The 17687-nt window shown below is 35.7% G+C and carries 9 protein-coding genes and 1 rRNA gene; 2 read left to right on the top strand and 8 right to left on the bottom strand.

Annotated features, from left to right (window positions below; genetic code table 11):
- Positions 1-32: 32 nt before the first annotated feature.
- The 5 genes from OZP11_RS09445 to OZP11_RS09465 all read right to left on the bottom strand — a co-directional run bounded on the left by OZP11_RS09445 (position 33) and on the right by OZP11_RS09465 (position 5819).
- On the bottom strand, positions 33-2186 hold the full coding sequence (locus OZP11_RS09445) for an alpha-glucuronidase family glycosyl hydrolase (protein ID WP_281234969.1): 2154 nt from the start codon (positions 2184-2186) through the stop codon (positions 33-35).
- Positions 2187-2682: 496 nt separating this feature from the next.
- A complete protein-coding gene (locus OZP11_RS09450) occupies positions 2683-3225 on the bottom strand; it encodes a YbhB/YbcL family Raf kinase inhibitor-like protein (protein ID WP_281234970.1) in 543 nt (180 codons plus the stop codon).
- A gap of 86 nt (positions 3226-3311) precedes the next feature.
- Positions 3312-4148, bottom strand: coding sequence for a helix-turn-helix domain-containing protein (locus OZP11_RS09455; RefSeq protein ID WP_281234971.1), 837 nt, complete (start codon positions 4146-4148; stop codon positions 3312-3314).
- Between the two features lie 57 nt (positions 4149-4205).
- The gene (locus tag OZP11_RS09460; protein ID WP_144215121.1) at positions 4206-5234 is read right to left on the bottom strand and encodes a LacI family DNA-binding transcriptional regulator; all 1029 of its coding nucleotides are present in this window, start codon (positions 5232-5234) and stop codon (positions 4206-4208) included.
- A 144-nt stretch (positions 5235-5378) separates the two neighbouring features.
- Positions 5379-5819 carry a PepSY-like domain-containing protein gene (locus OZP11_RS09465; RefSeq protein WP_281234972.1) on the bottom strand — a complete coding sequence of 147 codons (441 nt, stop codon included), beginning with the start codon at positions 5817-5819 and terminating at the stop codon, positions 5379-5381.
- 292 nt (positions 5820-6111) lie between these two features.
- Between OZP11_RS09465 and OZP11_RS09470 the strand changes: the two genes are divergently transcribed.
- Both OZP11_RS09470 and OZP11_RS09475 read left to right on the top strand, forming a co-directional pair.
- Positions 6112-8301 carry a tetratricopeptide repeat-containing sensor histidine kinase gene (locus tag OZP11_RS09470; protein ID WP_281234973.1) on the top strand — a complete coding sequence of 730 codons (2190 nt, stop codon included), beginning with the start codon at positions 6112-6114 and terminating at the stop codon, positions 8299-8301.
- Between the two features lie 12 nt (positions 8302-8313).
- Positions 8314-8955 carry a response regulator gene (locus tag OZP11_RS09475; protein WP_281234974.1) on the top strand — a complete coding sequence of 214 codons (642 nt, stop codon included), beginning with the start codon at positions 8314-8316 and terminating at the stop codon, positions 8953-8955.
- Here OZP11_RS09475 and OZP11_RS09480 read toward each other — a convergent pair.
- The 3 genes from OZP11_RS09480 to rrf all read right to left on the bottom strand — a co-directional run bounded on the left by OZP11_RS09480 (position 8952) and on the right by rrf (position 17512).
- Complete coding sequence (locus OZP11_RS09480; RefSeq protein WP_281234975.1) at positions 8952-9866, bottom strand: PorP/SprF family type IX secretion system membrane protein; 915 nt, start codon at positions 9864-9866, stop codon at positions 8952-8954. The genes OZP11_RS09475 and OZP11_RS09480 overlap by 4 nt on opposite strands.
- Positions 9867-9869: 3 nt before the next feature.
- On the bottom strand, positions 9870-17012 hold the full coding sequence (locus OZP11_RS09485) for an HYR domain-containing protein (RefSeq protein ID WP_281234976.1): 7143 nt from the start codon (positions 17010-17012) through the stop codon (positions 9870-9872).
- Between the two features lie 390 nt (positions 17013-17402).
- A 5S ribosomal RNA gene (gene rrf, locus OZP11_RS09490) occupies positions 17403-17512 on the bottom strand.
- Between the last annotated feature and the right edge of the window lie 175 nt (positions 17513-17687).

Consider the following 17687-nt stretch of genomic DNA (forward strand, 5'->3'; position numbering starts at 1 on the left):
CGTTACATTCACTTAGTTAATCAATAATTTATTTATCCATTTCCCGGTGCAAATGGGAATTTTAATGATTTAAAATAATCCAAAGTCTGCGTTGGTTTTTCAACTCCCGCCGGAAGTTCTTTTCCTGAAAACTGCTGAAAATATAGCAGACACGCATCTCTCCACCATTTTGCTTCTTTGTATTGAATTTCTAATAACATCTCGACTTCGTGAAAACGTTCGTGGTCGATATATTTTTCAGTTTTCTTCCAGACATTCTGCATTTCACTGACCTGATTTACGCCTTCCTGATATTTCAATGACATGCCGTTCCAAAGTGTTTGACCGTTTTTGAGTTTATAATCCCACGAAACATGATGAAACCATAAAAGATCTTGCTCTGGACAAGTTTCTAAATTATCAAAAAGTCTCTCAACCTCAGGCGCATATTGTGCTGTAGCATTGGTTCCTGTTTTTGATCGATCGAAACCAATTCCGTTTTTGTCTGCTTTATGATAATACGTCGGATTCCATTCTGGTCTGGACAAATTCGAAACCCAAGGTCCTGGTCCATAATGATGACCCGTATCCATAATATGATGCAATCCAAGTGGTGTCATATAATTTACAACCGCTTCGCGCGATTTGATCATGATATTTTTTACAGGTTTAATGAAGTTTTCATCATTCGAAAAAGTGCTTCTCAACCATTCATCAGCAATCGTTTCCGAATCTAAATACGGATTCCAAGCCAATCTTCCGAAACCATACCAATTTGCTTGCGCAAAAGGATGTCCTGTCCAGTTTAAATCATTTCCGATATTAGCAACACCTGCAATTCCGGTTAGTTTGTTTTGGTATAAAGTACCGTCAACAACTTTGGCAACAGTTGAACCTTTTACTTTTTGATACGTATCTGATTCTAAAACTTCCTGAAATAATTTTGGCAGAAAAACCAAATGCGTGCTAAAACCTAAATATTCCTGCGTGATTTGAAATTCCATCATTAAAGGCGTTTTTGGCATCGCGCCAAATAAAGGATGAAATGGTTCTCTCGGCTGAAAATCGATCGCTCCATTTTTTACCTGAACAATTACATTTTCTTTGAATTTTCCATCATAAGGCTGAAATTCAGCATAAGCTTGTTTCGCACGATCGTTCGCATCATGTTCCGAATAGACAAACGCTCGCCACATAATTACACCGCCAAAAGGCGCAACAGCATCGGCAAGCATATTGGCTCCGTCGACGTGATCTCTTCCGTAATTTTGCGGACCCGGCTGACCTTCAGAATTGGCTTTTACCAAAAATCCGCCAAAATCCGGAATTCGTTTATAGATTTCTGCTGCTTTATTTTTCCACCAATTAATAACTTCTGGTTCTTTTGGATCAGCCGTTTTTAAGTTTCCAATTTCAATCGGCGCCGAAAACCTTGCCGTTAAATAAACTTTTATTCCATAAGATCTGAAAACATTGGCTAAAGCTTCTACTTTTTCTAAATATTGCGGCGTCAGAATTAAAGCATTGGCATTTACATTGGTTAAAACCGTTCCGTTAATCCCGATTGACGCATTCGCTCTAGCGTAGTCAATATAACGCTGATCTATAAAATCTGGAAGTTTCTGCCAGTTCCAAAGCGAAAATCCAGCGTAACCTCTTTCGACAGTTCGGTCTAAATTATCCCAATGGTTTAAAATTCTGATATTAGTTTTTGGTGAATCGGCAATGTTTAAGTTTTTAAGCGATTTATTGGTCTGTAACATTCTCAGGAAATTAAAAACTCCGTATAAAACGGCAACGTCATTTTTTCCTGTGATGATAATTTGTTTTTTGTTTTTAAGGGAAATGGATTTGATGATAAACCCTTCTTCATTTATTTTATCGAAATCCGATTTTAATTCGTTTTTAGTTTCGGCATTTAAATTCGATTGCGAACCAACAACGAGATTATTCTCTTCTTTTACATCTGATTTGATTTCTGGAATAGTTCCCAGCATATCCTGAAAACCTGTTTGAAGTTCTTTCTGAGCAATTTTAATAGTTTCTGAATTTCCTAAAACCACAATTCTTTTAAGATCGTTTTTGTATTCTGAAGCCAATGCTGAGTTACTTACCGCATTATATTGAAGCCACAATTTATAATCCTTTTGTGCCGAAGCCGAAAAGGAAATCAAAAGAAACAGGAAAATAAATCTTAATGAAGTCATTTGGTTTTACTTTATTCTTTACAATCTCTATTTTTTGAAAGAATCAATATTTTATTTCCGATTAAATGTATTTGACAAAATTTTAATTTAAAAAATACATTATCCTAAACAAAACAACAATTGCAATCGGTTGCGTAAAAATATAGGATTGTTGTTTAAGAAAAAAATTTTAAAGCTGCTTTTTTCAAAAAAATAATTTCATTAACAAATAAAGGCAGGATAATTTAAAAAACTATCCTGCCTATAGTGCGGTAAAATTCGAGTATTAAACCGTAAATTTCTGCATGCTTTTTTGCTAATTGAGTCAAATTACTTTTAACACATAGAAACATAGCTTTTGTAAACTTTTAAAAAGGCGTTTCACTAATTTCAATGCACATAGATGGCTATGTGCTAAAGCTTGCTTTTTCTATAATCTCAAACAATGGCAATAGAAATCTATGTTTCTATGTGTTAAAACTAATCTTTGTTCTGTTTCAAACAACCGGTTTTAATATTATCTTTTGTAATATGCTACAATACTGGCTTTTGCCAAAGTCTGGTTCCAAAGATTGAATCCAACAACTGCCGGATTTGTATTTTCGTCTGTTCCTAATTTATCTGTTTTTAAAGCATAAACCGTAATAATATATTGGTGATATCCGTGACCAACTGGCGGGCAAGGTCCTCCAAAACCTCTAATTCCGTAATCGGTAACACTTTGAATTGCTCCTTTTGGAACAAGATTTTTTGTTCCTGCATTGGTCACCAATTCGTTTACATTTGCCGGAATATCCACTACAACCCAATGCCAGAATCCGCTTCCTGTTGGCGCATCTGGATCGTACATGGTTACAGCAAAACTTTTGGTTCCTTCTGGAGCATTTTTCCATGATAGCTGCGGAGATTGGTTTTCACCCGAACATCCAAATCCGTTGAATTCCTGAATTTTAGTCGTTTCTCCTCCTAAATCTTTACTGGTTAAGGTAAATGTTTTTTGTGCAAAAATAGATGTCGAAAAAATCGCTGACATCGCCAAAATTAAACTTAGCTTTTTCATTTTATCTGATTTAAAATTTTAAGCAAAGTTAGATTTGGAACAGCTGAATAATTTTAGGCAAAGGCTCAAAAACTGTTGCTAAAAGCTCAAATCGTTTTGTGATGTTTGGGCGTAACGCCGTATTTAATTTTATAAGCCTGACTAAAGCTTGAAAGATTTTCGTAACCTGCTTCAAAATAAACTTCTGAAGGACTTTTTTCCTGACTCAGCAAGTAATGAGCATGTTCCAGTCTTTTGTTCTGAAACCATTTTATAGGCGATTCTGAATAGTATTTTTCAAACTCTCTTTTAAAAGTAGAAACACTCATATTGCATAAAAAAGCTAATTCTTTTAAAGTCAGCTTGCTCAAATGACTGTTTTCGATAGTTCGAATGAATTTTTGCGCAGCATCATCGCTGTTTGTAGTTAGAGAATAAAGAAAGTCTGTTCCATATTTATCTGTGAGATAAAGCATAATTTCTTCAAATTTCACTTCTAATAATTTTAGCTGAACTGCTTTTGAAAGATTAGAAATATCGACTAAACTTTCTACAAAACGTTTTAAAAAATCATCATAATCAAATGCATAAACCGATTTTGGTTCGATTGATTCTGATTTTTCAGATTCCATTTTTCGAATGAAATTATGAAGCATTTCATTAGAGAAAAATAAAAGAACACTTTTATAAAGAGAAGTTTCAGAGATTCTTTTTTCTGTCATTAAACAATTTCCAGATCGCATTACAATAAACTTAGAAGGTGTTATCGATAAGGCTTCATTATCAAAAATGACTTCTTTTGTGCCTTCAATCAAAAAACTTATTATGTTCTGATTTAGAATAATCTGTTGTTTCGAAACATCTTTAGAACTGCTGTAGCCCACAACGTGTACCTGTTGTGATTTTTCTAAATTCATTTCGTCTGGAAGTGTAATTGTTTTCATAAAAAATATTGGCTTACCAAATGAATCGATAAGCCTTATTATTTAATGTTCTTAGTTTTATTTTTGAGTAGATTCTCTCGCGAGTACTTCTGTATTTAAAAAAGTAATTTCTTTGGCATCGTCATTTTTAGCCGATTTCAAATTCTTGATAATGATTTCTGCTGCTGCTTTTCCCATTTTTTCAGCCGGGTGTGTTATAGTCGACAAATTAGGATCTATAATCTGCGAAATCGGGTCATTATTAAAACCAATAACTTTAAATTCTTCCGGGACTTTTATACCGCGTTTTTTAGCAGTTTGGACAGCACTTACGGCAATAATATCGCCGGGAGCAAATAATCCGTCCGGCATTGGCTTTAAATCAAATAAAGCGTTGCTGGCTTTTACACCATCTTCGTAAGTAACTGAATTTAAATTGATAATCAGGTTTTCGTCTATATCAACGTTATGATCTTTTAAGGCTTCTATATACCCTCTTTTTCTTTCATTATATAAATTTCCTAATTCTGATCCTGCCGTAATGTGCGCAATACGAATACAGCCCTGCTCAATAAGGTGCTTAGTCGCTTTATATCCAGCTGAATAATTATCGATTACAACTCTAAAAGTATTATAATCTTTTGGTACCCTGTCGACAAAAACTAACGGAATATTATTGTTTGAGAATTGATGAAAATGTGATGTATCGCGCGTTTCCATTGCGAGCGAACAAATTACACCGCTTACACGATTGCTGTACAAAGATTTCGCCATATTGACTTCTTCTTCATACGAGTCATGCGACTGCATAATGATTACGGTATAATCAGACTTTTGAGCGGTAATTTCGATCCCGCTGATTAATGACGATAAAAAGGGCTGTGTAACGGTGGGAATCAGAACTCCAATGGTTTTGGTTTTGTTGCCACGCAAACCTGCAGCTAAAGTATTTGGTACAAACCCCATTTCTTCGGCTGTTTTTTTCACTTTCTTTATCGTTTTATCACTTATAGTATGGTGATCTTTTAAAGCTCGTGAAATGGTCGATGTTGCCAGATTAAGTCTTTCGGCAATATCGTAAATCGTTACATGTTTATTCTCTTCCATAAAAAAACTAATAGAAGATGTAAATATAAACTATTTTCGTTCAAGATGTTCTTTTCGAAAATTGGTTATAAATTAAAATGTCCCTAAAATATCCCGACTTTATAAATCTGATATTTTAGGGAGCATTCACTGTGACAATAATGGTTACTTGTCTTTCTTTTTGTCTTTTAAAATTTTACCGTCTTTGGTAAATTCCAAATCGATTTTATTGGTTAAATCTACATCGAGATCTTTGTGCCCATAGTCGATATGCGTTATTTTTTCGTTGGGATGATTTTTAGCCACATAAGCCTTAATATTGTCGGGAATGAATGCGGTTGGGATTGGGTTATCTCCGCCGTCTACTTCACGATAGGAGCCGTCTTTCCAAAACTCTACTTCTGTTCCGTCTTTTAATTTTACTTCAAAGCCTTTTTCTCCGTGCTCAGGATCCTTTTGCGCTTTTTCTACTGAAGTATGACTAAAATGTTTCTTTAAAAAATCCTGTGCGGGTTTTGGCAGTTCTGTTACTTCGATTTTCTTTTGAGCGCTGGCCGAGATTGTTATTAGTAACAATGCTATGGCTAAAAATATTTTCGTTTTCATAATTTGATTTTTTAAGTATAGTCTCACTAATTTACTGTAAGAAAATTTACATTCAAATTAATTTAAGAAACATTTAGTCTTTTTTATAAATCATAACAAACTCATTATCAAGTAATTTTAATTATACATTATATCACAACTTCGATTAAAAATTTTATTTTTCGAAAGATTTTTTCAATTGTTTTGTAGTACTTTTACCTCCCGGTCAAAAATAAATTGACTCTTTAAATCCCAAGTTTACAAGACTTTAAAAATTACTCTAATTCTTATTTAGAGTTCAAACCAAAAACGTATGGCAATCTGGTCAGGAAGACTTTATTTATTGATCTTCATCTTTTTATCTTTCAGTCTGCAGGCTCAGATTGAAAATAAAAAGAAGACTTTTATTGTCAAAAAAACACCGTCGGTAAAATTGGACCCTAAGGTTCTGGCTGTGTATGATTTATATAATAAAGGCGACGAAAAAAAAGCTTATAAAAAAGCCCATTTGCTTTTAAAATCAAAAGCTGATAACCGAACTATTGCCAGTACCAACCTGCTTCTGGCTTATTATTTCAATAAAAGAGCTGTAATCGATTCTTCTATTTATTACACGAATCAGGCTTTAAAATTCAATACTGTTGTAAATGATTCTTTAAAAAGCAGACTTTCTTCGCTTGGTTACAATTTACTGGCAATTAATTATAAAAAAAGAGGTTTATTAAATGAGAGTAAAAAGTGGCATCTTAAAGGTATCGAGGCTTCTCAAAAATACAATGAAAAGAATCTTTTTTATACGCATACGCATGGTTTAGCCCAGACTTACAGTGAATTGGGTGATTACAATAATGCTTTGAAACTTTTTAAAGAATGCCTTGATTATAAAGATGATAATGAAATTATCCTGGGCAGCTGCATTAACATTGGCGATATTTATTCAAGACTGAAAGATTTTGACAACGCCGGTATTTTTTACAAAAAAGGAAAGATTCTCTGCGAGAAAACAAATAATAATCAGGGACGTGTGATTATCTTATTGGGGCTTGGCGAGAATTACCAGCTTCAAAATAAACCTCAGGAGGCTTTAAAAATGTTTGAGGAAGCGCAGGCAATTGCTGATAAAAGTGAATTGAACCAACTGTCGATTATTTCCCGAAGCAGTATTGGCGATTCGTATATTTCACTGAAAAAGTACAATGATGCTAAATTGGTATTTTCTGAAGCATTGCAAAAATCGGTGCAGTTTGGTCTGCTGCAAAATCAGACGCATATTTATGATGAACTGAAAAAAATTGCCATTCATCAGGAAGATTATAAAACTGCCTATTCTTTCTTTGAAAAATCGGCACGAATGAAGGATTCTATTAACAGGCTTCAAAAAATTAAAGAAATCAATGAACTCGAAATCAAATATAAAACAGCGCAGAAAGAAAAAGAAATTGAAGTTCTTCGATTTGAAAATGAGGCAAAAAAGCTGACACTGGCCAATCAGGAAGAAGCAATAAAAAACATGCTGCTGCAGAAAGAAATTTCGAATAAAGACAATGAAAATACAATTCTGGCTTTTCAGAATTCATCTAACAAAAAAAGAAATGAAATTTCTCTTTTAAAGAAAGATCAACAGTTAAAAATGCTGGAAATTAATCAGCAGAAGAAAACAAAATTGTTTACAATAATTGCGTTTTTAATTTTGTTACTGCCTATTACGGGACTTTTGTTTCAATATTATAAACGTTTTAAAGTACAGCATTTATTAAATATAAAACAGGCTGAAATAAGTTCTCAAAAAATCGACGGGATTCTTAAAGATCAGGAATTAGCACTTATTAAAGCGTCAATCAGCGGGCAAGATAAAGAGAGACAGCGTATTTCTCAGGAGCTTCATGACAGTATTGGCGGTAATTTAGCAGCGATAAAACTTCAGGTAAATCATTTAAGTGCTTCTGATTTTTCTAATATTCAAAAAATCAGTCTGCAGTTAGACGAGACTTATCAGCAGGTTCGAAGTATATCGCATACACTTCTTCCGAAGAAATTCAGCCAGAATAAATTTCTGGAAGTTTTAGAATCGTATCTCAAAAATATCAGTGAAGCGAGTAAGATTAAGGTTTCTTTTATTCCATATCCAAAAAAGGATGTAAATGAGCTGAATGAGGATATTCAAATTGAAATTTTTAAAATTATTCAGGAACTTTTAACCAATACAATTAAGCATGCAAAGGCTTCGGAAGTTGAAATTCAGCTGAATTTTATTGAGAATATTGTAAATCTTTTGTTTGAAGATAACGGAGTGGGTTTTGATGCCGAAAAAAAGTCTAAAGGAATTGGTTTTATTAATTTAGAAAATCGAATTACGAAGCTAAATGGTTCGTTTTTAATTGATTCTAAGCTGAAAAGAGGTACGATTGCTAATATTGAAATTCCGGCTCAGCCTGTAAAACCAAAGAATAAAATAAAGGGTATTGATTTGAAAAATCAGCTCGATGAATTAAAAAGCAGCTAATATATTTGTTGAATGAACAAGATTAACCTACTTATTGCCGATGATCATACCATGTTTCTTCAGGGTATTATGTCTTTATTGGAACAAGAACCGAATATTACTATTGTCGATAAAGCCGTAAATGGCATCGAGGCGCTGGAAATAGTAAAAAAAGGTGTTGTAGATTTTATAATTCTCGATGTGAGTATGCCGGAAATGGATGGTATTGAATTGAGTAAAATTGTAAAAAAACAGCATCCGAATGTCAAAATTTTGATTGTAAGCACACACAGTAACGTGATGATGGTTTCGAGGTTAATAAGAATTGGCGTGAATGGTTATTTATTGAAGAATGCCGAGAAGGAAGAGCTTCTTAAGGCAATTAATACCATTGCTCAAGGCGAAAATTATTTTGCAGAAGAATTAGAAGAAAAACATCTTTCGAACAGTTCAAGAATTGAAAAGCAGGTTTCAAATTTAACGGAACTGAGTTCAAGAGAAAAAGAAATTCTGGTCCTGATTGCCCACGAATATAATACAGCTGAAATTGCCGAAAAAACATTCATCAGTCTAAATACCGTAAATACGCACCGCCGTAATTTATTATCCAAACTGAATGCTAAAAATACGGCGGGTCTTGTAAAATATGCGGTTGAAAACGGTTTGGTTGATTAAAATCCTTTTCCGGCCCTGTAATTTAAAACTAATCCAAAAGTATCAGGAATTACCACATTATCAATTGATTTATTATAAGTACAAATTACCCTGAAATTATCTGAAAGGTGAAATCCTGCCAGAAAATTGAATGTTTTTGAGGTTCTGTAACCGCCTCCAAATTCCAGTTTGTTTTTGTAATTAATTAAAAGATTCAGATCGGCCTGAAAAGGAGCTCCTTCAACGTATTTAAATAATATGCTTGGATTTACAAGTAGTTCTTCAAAACGATTCGTAAAGAATTTATATCCGAAATAGCTGTAATATACATTCTTTAAATGTGTATTGTTACTGGAATTGAAGGCTGAACTCAGCAGATTTGGAGAAGACAAGCCAAAATATATGTTATCCCGGTTGTATAAAAAACCTACTCCAAAAGTGGGTGTAAAACTATTGACGTTTTCCTGAAATTCCGGATCATTTTGTATTCCCAGACGGGTTAAATTTTCCTGATACAGCATTGCTCCTGCGGTAACTCCAAATGAAATAATGTTAGGATCGTATGCCCACCATTTTCCGTATTTGTATTGCGAGTCGTGATAAATTTTATACGAATACGAAGTAAAAAAGCCGGTAGTATTGGTTACTCCAACCTGATCGTGGGATAATCCCGCTGCCCATCCTATTTTTTCTCCCCAGGTGAGTTTATTTACTGAAAGATCAAAATTCTTTGGACTGCCGTCAACAGAGTTAAAATAGCCGTTTGTAGTCATTGCAATATCTAAATCCGAATAATATCCTGCATGAGCAGGATTAATTAAAACGGCATTGTAATTATAACTTGAAAAAACGGGAGTCTGCTGTCCATAAACTCTTTCTAAAAAAATGATGATTATAAATAAAGCGAAAATGATATTGAATTTACTTTTCATGAATTAACGTTTTAAAACAAGATATCCCTTGAGTTTTTTAAAGTGATGGGGCTGATTGACACGGATTTCAAAGAAATATGTTCCTTCAGGAAGCTGACCGGCTCCAAGATTCCGGCTCTTGTTAGCAATGCCGCTAAAAACATTTGAGGCATTATCGTACCCCCGGGTCTGGAAAACCAAATCGCCCCAGCGGCTGTAAATCAAAACTTCGTTCTCCGGATAGTTTGTTATCTTGTCTATTTCCCAAAAATCATTAATGCCGTCACCATTGGGAGAAAAACCGTATCTTGTTTCATCTTCCTCTAATGAAATCACTGTTACTGTAACAAAATCTTCGGCTTCACAACCGTCATCATTTGTAAAAACAACTTTATAAGTAGTTGTTTCTAAAGGTGAAGCAATTGGATCTGCTTTTTTTGTATCACTTAAACCTTTTGACGGTGACCATAAAAATGTTCCCTGTTCTGATGCCGCCGCATAAAGTTTTACAGATTGGTCTTTATTGATTTCTATATCTTCTCCGGCATCAACTAAAACCGGATAAGTAAAGAGCTGAAAAGTACAGACTGAGGCGTTATTGCTTTTATCTGAAACTATTATTTTAACTGTCATTCCTTCAGAAAAATCGCTTCCGGCAACTGGTGTCTGCGTGATTGTTGGATTTGGATCAGTATTATCTTCCGCAAAAATCATTTTGGTATAATCCGGAATTGTCGTTATGCCGCATTCAAACATTTGATCTGCAATACAGGCAAAAACAGGTGCTTCGACATCTTGGGTAACATGAATTTTAAATGAACATGATGTACTGTTTCCACTGTTATCAATAGTACTCATTATTACAGTCATTCCGTCGACAGCATTGGTTCCAGGTCCTGGTATTTGTGTAACGATTAAGTCTGAATCGCAATTATCTACAATCCCTGTCATAGAACGGTAATCTGGAAGAACAGCACCAAAAGCTAAATTTTGATCAGTAACACATGTAATTAATGGTGCTGTTACATCTGCAGAAACATCTATTTTAAAACTGCAATAGGATTCATTATTCGAAATGTCTTTGGCTGTAATTGTTATACTCATTCCGTCTGTAAAAACACTCCCGGCAGAAGGATTTTGTGTAATTATTGGTGAAGGATCGCAGTTATCATTTGCTGTAACTAGAGGTGTATAATCTGGAATTATACTGCCGCATGATAAAGTTTGATCTCCAATGCAAACAATTACAGGCGCAGTCACATCTGCGGAAGCATTTATTTTAAATTGGCAATTAGATTCATTATTTGATATATCTTTGGCTGTTATGGTAATGGTCATTCCATCTGTAAATGCACTTCCGGCTGACGGGCTTTGCATGATTTCAGGAGAAGGATCGCAGTTATCAGTTACTGAAATTAATCCTGTATAATCTGGAATTACGTTGCCGCATGATAAAGTTTGATCTTGTATACATATAATTTCAGGGGCTGTTACATCTGAAGAAATGTTTATCCTGAAACTGCAATTTGATTCATTGTTTGACGCATCTTTGGCTGTAATTGTAATCGTCATACCTTCAACAACCGTACTTCCGGCAGGAGGATTTTGAGTTACGACAGGCGAAGGATCTGTATTATCAGTAACTGTAATCTGTTCTGTGTAATCCGGAACCAAATCATCACAATGCAATATTTGATCTGAAAGACAGGTTAATGCAGGTGCTTCTTTATCAGCATTGGAACTGATTATAAATTTACATTCAGCACTATTTCCACTTATATCGGTTACAGAAAGTACAACTTCAGCAGCCGTTCCGTCAAAAATAGTTCCGGCAGCGGGTGATTGTGTAATTGAAGGGTTAAAATCACAATTGTCTCTTACGGTTATGAAAGCAGCATAATCCCGTATAATACTTCCTGTTTCGACTATTTGATTCGAAATACAGCTGGTTATTACCGGCTTTTCTGTATCGGCTGCAACAGTAATTGCAAAAGTGCAGGCTGAACTGTTGTTTGACGCATCTTTGGCTGTAATTGTAATCGTCATACCTTCAACAACCGTACTTCCGGCAGGAGGATTTTGAGTTACGACAGGCAAAGGATCTGAATTATCAGTAGCTATGATCTGTTCTGTGTAATCCGGAACCAAATCATCACAATGCAATATTTGATCTGAAAGACAGGTTAATGCAGGTGCTTCTGTATCAGCATTGGAACTAATTATAAATTTACATTCGGCACTATTTCCACTTATATCGGTTACAGAAAGTACAACTTCAGCAGCCGTTCCGTCAAAAATAGTTCCGGCAGCGGGTAATTGTGTAATTAACGGATTGGAGTCGCAATTGTCTCTTACGGTTATGAAAGCAGCATAATCTCGTATAATACTTCCTGTTTCGACTATTTGATTCGAAATACAGCTGGTTATTACCGGCTTTTCTGTATCGGCTGCAACAGTAATTGCAAAAGTACAGGCCGAACTGTTGTTTGACGCATCTTTGGCTGTAATTGTAATTGTCATACCCTCAACAACCGTGCTTCCGGCAGGAGGATTTTGAGTTACGACAGGCGAAGCATCTGTATTATCACTAACTGTAATCTGCTCTGTGTAATCCGGAACCAAATCATCACAATTCAATATTTGATCTGAAAGACAGGTTAATGCAGGTGCTTCTGTATCAGCATTGGAACTGATTATAAATTTACATTCAGCACTATTTCCACTTATATCGGTTACAGAAAGTACGACTTCAGTAGTTGTTCCGTCAAAAATAGTTCCGGGAGCGGGTGATTGTGTAATTGAAGGGTTAAAATCACAATTGTCTTTTATCGTAACCCTATTTTTATAGTTCGGAATTAAATCTCCGTTAGAAAGAATCTCATCCGAAGGACAATATGAGATAACAGGTTTTTGGTTATCTGCGATTTTCTGTCCGAAAACGACAAAGGCCATTCCCGGATTAAAATTATCATCAAGATATTTTCCGGAAGCACTAAAACTACTCCCTATAATAATATCATCAATGCCATCATGATTTACATCACCTGCATAATTAATACTGTAATCATCAGAAGAAATAGAATTTATGCGAAATACCTTGTCATTTTCGGTATGAACTTCTGCAGGCCAGGTATTTTTTCCAAACAAAATATAACTCGACCAATAGCTGCTGTAGGCATAATCGCCTATTCCGTCACCGTTAAAATCGCCGCCATAACCAAATTTAAAACCTGTGGTTCCTGTTATTCTAAATCCATTCGATCCATTCAGATCCTGTAAATCTACAATCTCAGAAAAGGAAGATTTTCCAAATAATATATAGCTTCCTCCAATAACCATGTCGTTTAGGCCGTCATTATTTAAATCTCCTGCCTGTGTTATTCCCGTAGAATAACTTAATGATCCCGCTGTATTTTTAATGGTAAAACCATTAGTTCCGTTTAATTCAGTTGTATTAAAGTTTACCGGAAAGTTTGATGATCTTCCAAAAATAATATATCGTTTGTCCTGAGAATTACGGTAAGAGCATCCCAGACCAAAATCACTTATGCCGTCACCATTTATATCCCCTAAGCCGGTTACAGCATATCCAACACTGCCTTTTGCCTCATCGCCGGATATTGTAAATCCACTAACACCATTAAGATCTACGGCTTCTATTACAGAAGGAAAACCGGAATTTTTACCGTAAACAATGTAACATCTTCCATTTACTGCTCCCGATGCTGCTGTAATTACTGCTATATCGTCGAAACCATCATTGTTTATATCTCCAATAGAAGAAATACTGCGTCCGGACGACTCGTAATCTGAAAGTCCTCTAAAAACAAAACCATTATTACCATCCAGATCTGACAGCTTAATTTCGGAGGGAAAACCTGAACTTTTTCCAAAAACAATATAAGTTTGTCCTTTTTGATTTGCGGCAGAGGGAGAACTAAGCATAAAATCAGCGATTCCGTCACCGTTAAGGTCACCTGCGGTTCCAACATCGTACCCTGCATAAGGAGCATCATAAGGGCCAGACTCAATATCATCGCGAATTTTAAAACCGTTTGTTCCATTAAGTGAATTTAGATTCAAATTAGGAGCAAAACCTCCTGCTTTTCCAAAAACTACGTAAGCTGCTCCGTTAACCGGTTCATATAAATAATAAGTATATTGATTTCCGGGAGCGCCTATAATAATATCTGCAATACCATCATTATTTACATCTCCTGCATTTTTAACGCTGTAGCCAGTCTGATGGCTTATTCTTTCTCCATATATTGTGAATCCGTTTGTACCATCGAGATTAGATACATTAAACATGTGATCACAATCTATAACTTCTGACTCTGTTTTTAATCCCACTAAAAATGTACACGAACTAATATTTCCTGAAGCGTCCTCAACCCCTATTGTTACATTTGTATCTGCATTAAATAATGTTCCGGCTGGAGGCATCTGGATAAAAATCAAATCTTTATTATCTGTAGCATCATCTTTAACTGATTGCAGAAAGGAGACGTAATCAGGCAAAACTGAACCAGCGTATAATTGCTGATTCTCAGGGCAGATAATTTCCGGAGCACCTGTTGCTCCCGAAGCATTCACGAAAAAATAGCAGAATGAATAATTGTTGCTAAAGTCTTTTACCGAGACAGTAATACGCATTCCCGGAGTAAATGGAGTTCCTGCTGACGGACTCTGGAAAATAATAGGAGAAGGATCACAGTTGTCTGTAACCATTATTACAGCCGAGTAATCAGGTAAAGCATCCCCAAGTGCTAAAGTCTGATCACCCGGACATGTAATAACCGGAGGTGTATAATCTCCCGAAGGAATAAGATTAAAACTGCAGGTCTCAATATTTCCCGAGGCATCTTCAGCTGTTATAGTTAAAATTGTCTTTTCAGTAAATATACTTTCAGGAGCAGGAGTCTGGGTTACAACAGGAGAACGATCACAGTTATCCCGTATACTTAAGCGAGGCCTGTAATCCGGAATGGCAGAGCCACAAGATAAATTCTGATCACCAAGACAGCCACTTATAATTGGTTTTGTCGTATCACTGTCGGCATTAATAATAAAACTGCAGTTTGCCCTATTTCCTGAATAATCAGTAGAAGTAAGCGTGACTGTCATACCGGGTGTAAAAAATTCTCCTGCCGAGGGTGACTGTACAATTCTCAGCCCCGTATCACAATTATCTGTCACGGTAACTAGTGAAGTATAGTCCGGTAAGACTGAACCGCAGGTCAGTATTTGATCTGAGGGACAACCCGACAAAACAGGTGCGGTAACATCGGGAAGCAAATTTATACGAAAATCACAGTATGAGCTGTTTCCAGCTGCATCCCTGGCTGTTATTGTCAAACTTGTAACGTATGTAAAAACCGTTCCTGGGGCAGGATTTTGTGTAATAATTGGCGTAGAATCACAATTATCGGTAATAATCAAAAGCGAGGTATAATCTGGAATGAGAGAACCACATTCTAAAGTCTGCTCCCCGAGACAATTTGAAATAACAGGAGGTATATTATCATCAGATACATTTACTATAAAACTGCATACCGCACTATTACCGGAAGCATCGGTTGCTGTCATAGTTACTGCCATACCTGATACAAATGGACTTCCCGGAGGAGGGTCTTGAACAAAAAGAGGTTCGGGATCACAATTATCAGAAACTGTCATATCAGATCTGTAATCAGGCAAAACAGCACTGCAGGCCAATCTTCGGGTTGCAGAACAACCGGAAATTGATGGTGGATATATATCATTTGCTGCGTTTACAATAAAAGTACAGTCTGAAAAATTACCGGAGGCATCAGTCGCAGTAAGCGTCACGGTCATTCCAGGAATAAAATCACTGCCCATAGGCGGATTTTGGGTAATTACAACAGCTACATCACAATCATCAGTTGCACGTCCAATTGATGTAAAATCAGGTAAAGGTAAACCGCAGGAAAGAGTTTGATCGCCTCTGCAGATAATTACAGGTTTAACAACATCTGGAGCTGCATTAACAACAAACGTACAAACACTGCTATTATACCAGGCATCTGTTGCTGTAAGTGTAATGGTCATCCCCGGAATAAAAAGTGAACCAGGTGCAGGAATCTGTGTAATTGTTGGTGAACTATCACAATTATCTGTGGCACTTGCCAATGCAGCGTAATTTGGAAGCACAGAACCGCACGATAGTGTTTGATTTCCAAGACAATTTAGAACCGGAGGTTCTCTATCTGTACCAATATTAACCATAAAAGAACAACTGGTCGTATTATCTGACGAATCCTTAACATCAATGGTAACGGTCATTCCCGGAATAAACGCACTTCCCGGAGGGGGAGTCTGAGAAACTGTAATAGTACCTTCACATTCATCCGAAACTGAAATTCTCAGCCTGTAATCAGGAAGAACAGATCCGCAGGATAATAACTGATTTCCAGGACAATTTCTAATAACAGGACTATTAGAATCTGCATCAGGCGTAATTGTAAAGTTACAATACGATTTATTACCTGCTTTATCGGTATACTCTATTTCTACAGGTGTTGCACTCCCGCCAAAAATGTTACCCGGAGCAGGAGTCATTAAATACAAAATCTGATCACTACAGTCATCTGCGAGATTCATCATGGGATCTATAGCATAATTCGGAATGACATCGCCGCATTTCAATTTAATATTCGAAGGGCACGTAAAAGTCGGTGGAGAAACATCAGGTGTGATAGCATTGACTATAATGCTGCAATAACTAGTATTTCCGGCTTCATCGGTTGCCGTAAAATCAATTTTCATTCCATCATAAAAAAAGGATCCTTCTCCAGGGAATTGAGTAAGATGAATATCATTATCCACATTGTCATCTACAGATAAAAGATTAAAATAATCAGGAACTGCTGTACCACAATGCCATAATTGATTTGGCGGACAAATTAAGACAGGAGGTTCTGTATCAGCCGTAACTCTGGCAGTTTTACCAGTATTTTTGCTTGAAATAATTTTTAGAGTTTTTTCTACAGATTTAAAACTGGTTTTATCAAGCAGCGTCAATCTATTTAGTTCTGATTTCGGTGGATTTTTAACCTGAGCATAACTCATTATAAAGGACGAAAAAAATAGTAAAATGATATACTTTACTCGGATTTTCCCACCTAAATTTTTAAATTTTGTCATTCTGGATAGCGTATAATTTTGCACATATTATGAAAATGCAAAACTATAGTCCGGACATTTTTTAAACATCACTATAAATAGTGATTTTTACTCTTTTTAATTTTTAGAGAACGAAGCAAAAAAAATACTGATCTGGTATAGAACACTTTAAATATTATCAACTATAGATAATTTTGCAGTAAAAGCAGGCGTTCCACAAGTTTTCTTCATTGATAGAAAATAATAGCCCGAAACTATAAATACCTAACCTTATACAATTGATTATAATTTAACACTTTTAAAACTTAGAGTATTTTTCTTTTGGAACGTATATCCGTTATTTGAGGTCAAGTATTTGATAATTTTATAAAACAAAAAACCCTATCCATTATTGGATAGGGTTTTTGAAAAGAAAGGCGACGACATACTCTCCCACAAAACTGCAGTACCATCTGCGCAGGCGGGCTTAACTTCTCTGTTCGGGATGGGAAGAGGTGAGCCCCGCCGCAATAACCACCTTAAGGTTGTTAGTCTAAAGTCAAAGGTCTTAAAGTGGTAAAGTCTTTTGACTTTTAACTTTAATCTTTCGACTTAAAGACTGCTCTGCGTCGAGCAAATATTTTAACATACTGAGATAAAGAAACACAATAAGCATACTTTAGAAAGTTTCCTCCTCTCTCGTCTGGGACGAGAGAG

It is taken from the genome of Flavobacterium gelatinilyticum (genome assembly GCF_027111295.1).
GTDB lineage: Bacteria > Bacteroidota > Bacteroidia > Flavobacteriales > Flavobacteriaceae > Flavobacterium > Flavobacterium gelatinilyticum.

Excerpts from the sequence above, each read along its gene's own strand:
- OZP11_RS09445 (WP_281234969.1), bottom strand. The coding sequence starts at position 2,186 with ATGACTTCATTAAGATTTATTTTCCTGTTTCTTTTGATTTCCTTTTCG.
- OZP11_RS09450 (WP_281234970.1), bottom strand. The coding sequence starts at position 3,225 with ATGAAAAAGCTAAGTTTAATTTTGGCGATGTCAGCGATTTTTTCGACA.
- OZP11_RS09455 (WP_281234971.1), bottom strand. The coding sequence starts at position 4,148 with ATGAAAACAATTACACTTCCAGACGAAATGAATTTAGAAAAATCACAA.
- OZP11_RS09460 (WP_144215121.1), bottom strand. The coding sequence starts at position 5,234 with ATGGAAGAGAATAAACATGTAACGATTTACGATATTGCCGAAAGACTT.
- OZP11_RS09465 (WP_281234972.1), bottom strand. The coding sequence starts at position 5,819 with ATGAAAACGAAAATATTTTTAGCCATAGCATTGTTACTAATAACAATC.
- OZP11_RS09470 (WP_281234973.1), top strand. The coding sequence starts at position 6,112 with ATGGCAATCTGGTCAGGAAGACTTTATTTATTGATCTTCATCTTTTTA.
- OZP11_RS09475 (WP_281234974.1), top strand. The coding sequence starts at position 8,314 with ATGAACAAGATTAACCTACTTATTGCCGATGATCATACCATGTTTCTT.
- OZP11_RS09480 (WP_281234975.1), bottom strand. The coding sequence starts at position 9,866 with ATGAAAAGTAAATTCAATATCATTTTCGCTTTATTTATAATCATCATT.
- OZP11_RS09485 (WP_281234976.1), bottom strand. The coding sequence starts at position 17,012 with ATGACAAAATTTAAAAATTTAGGTGGGAAAATCCGAGTAAAGTATATC.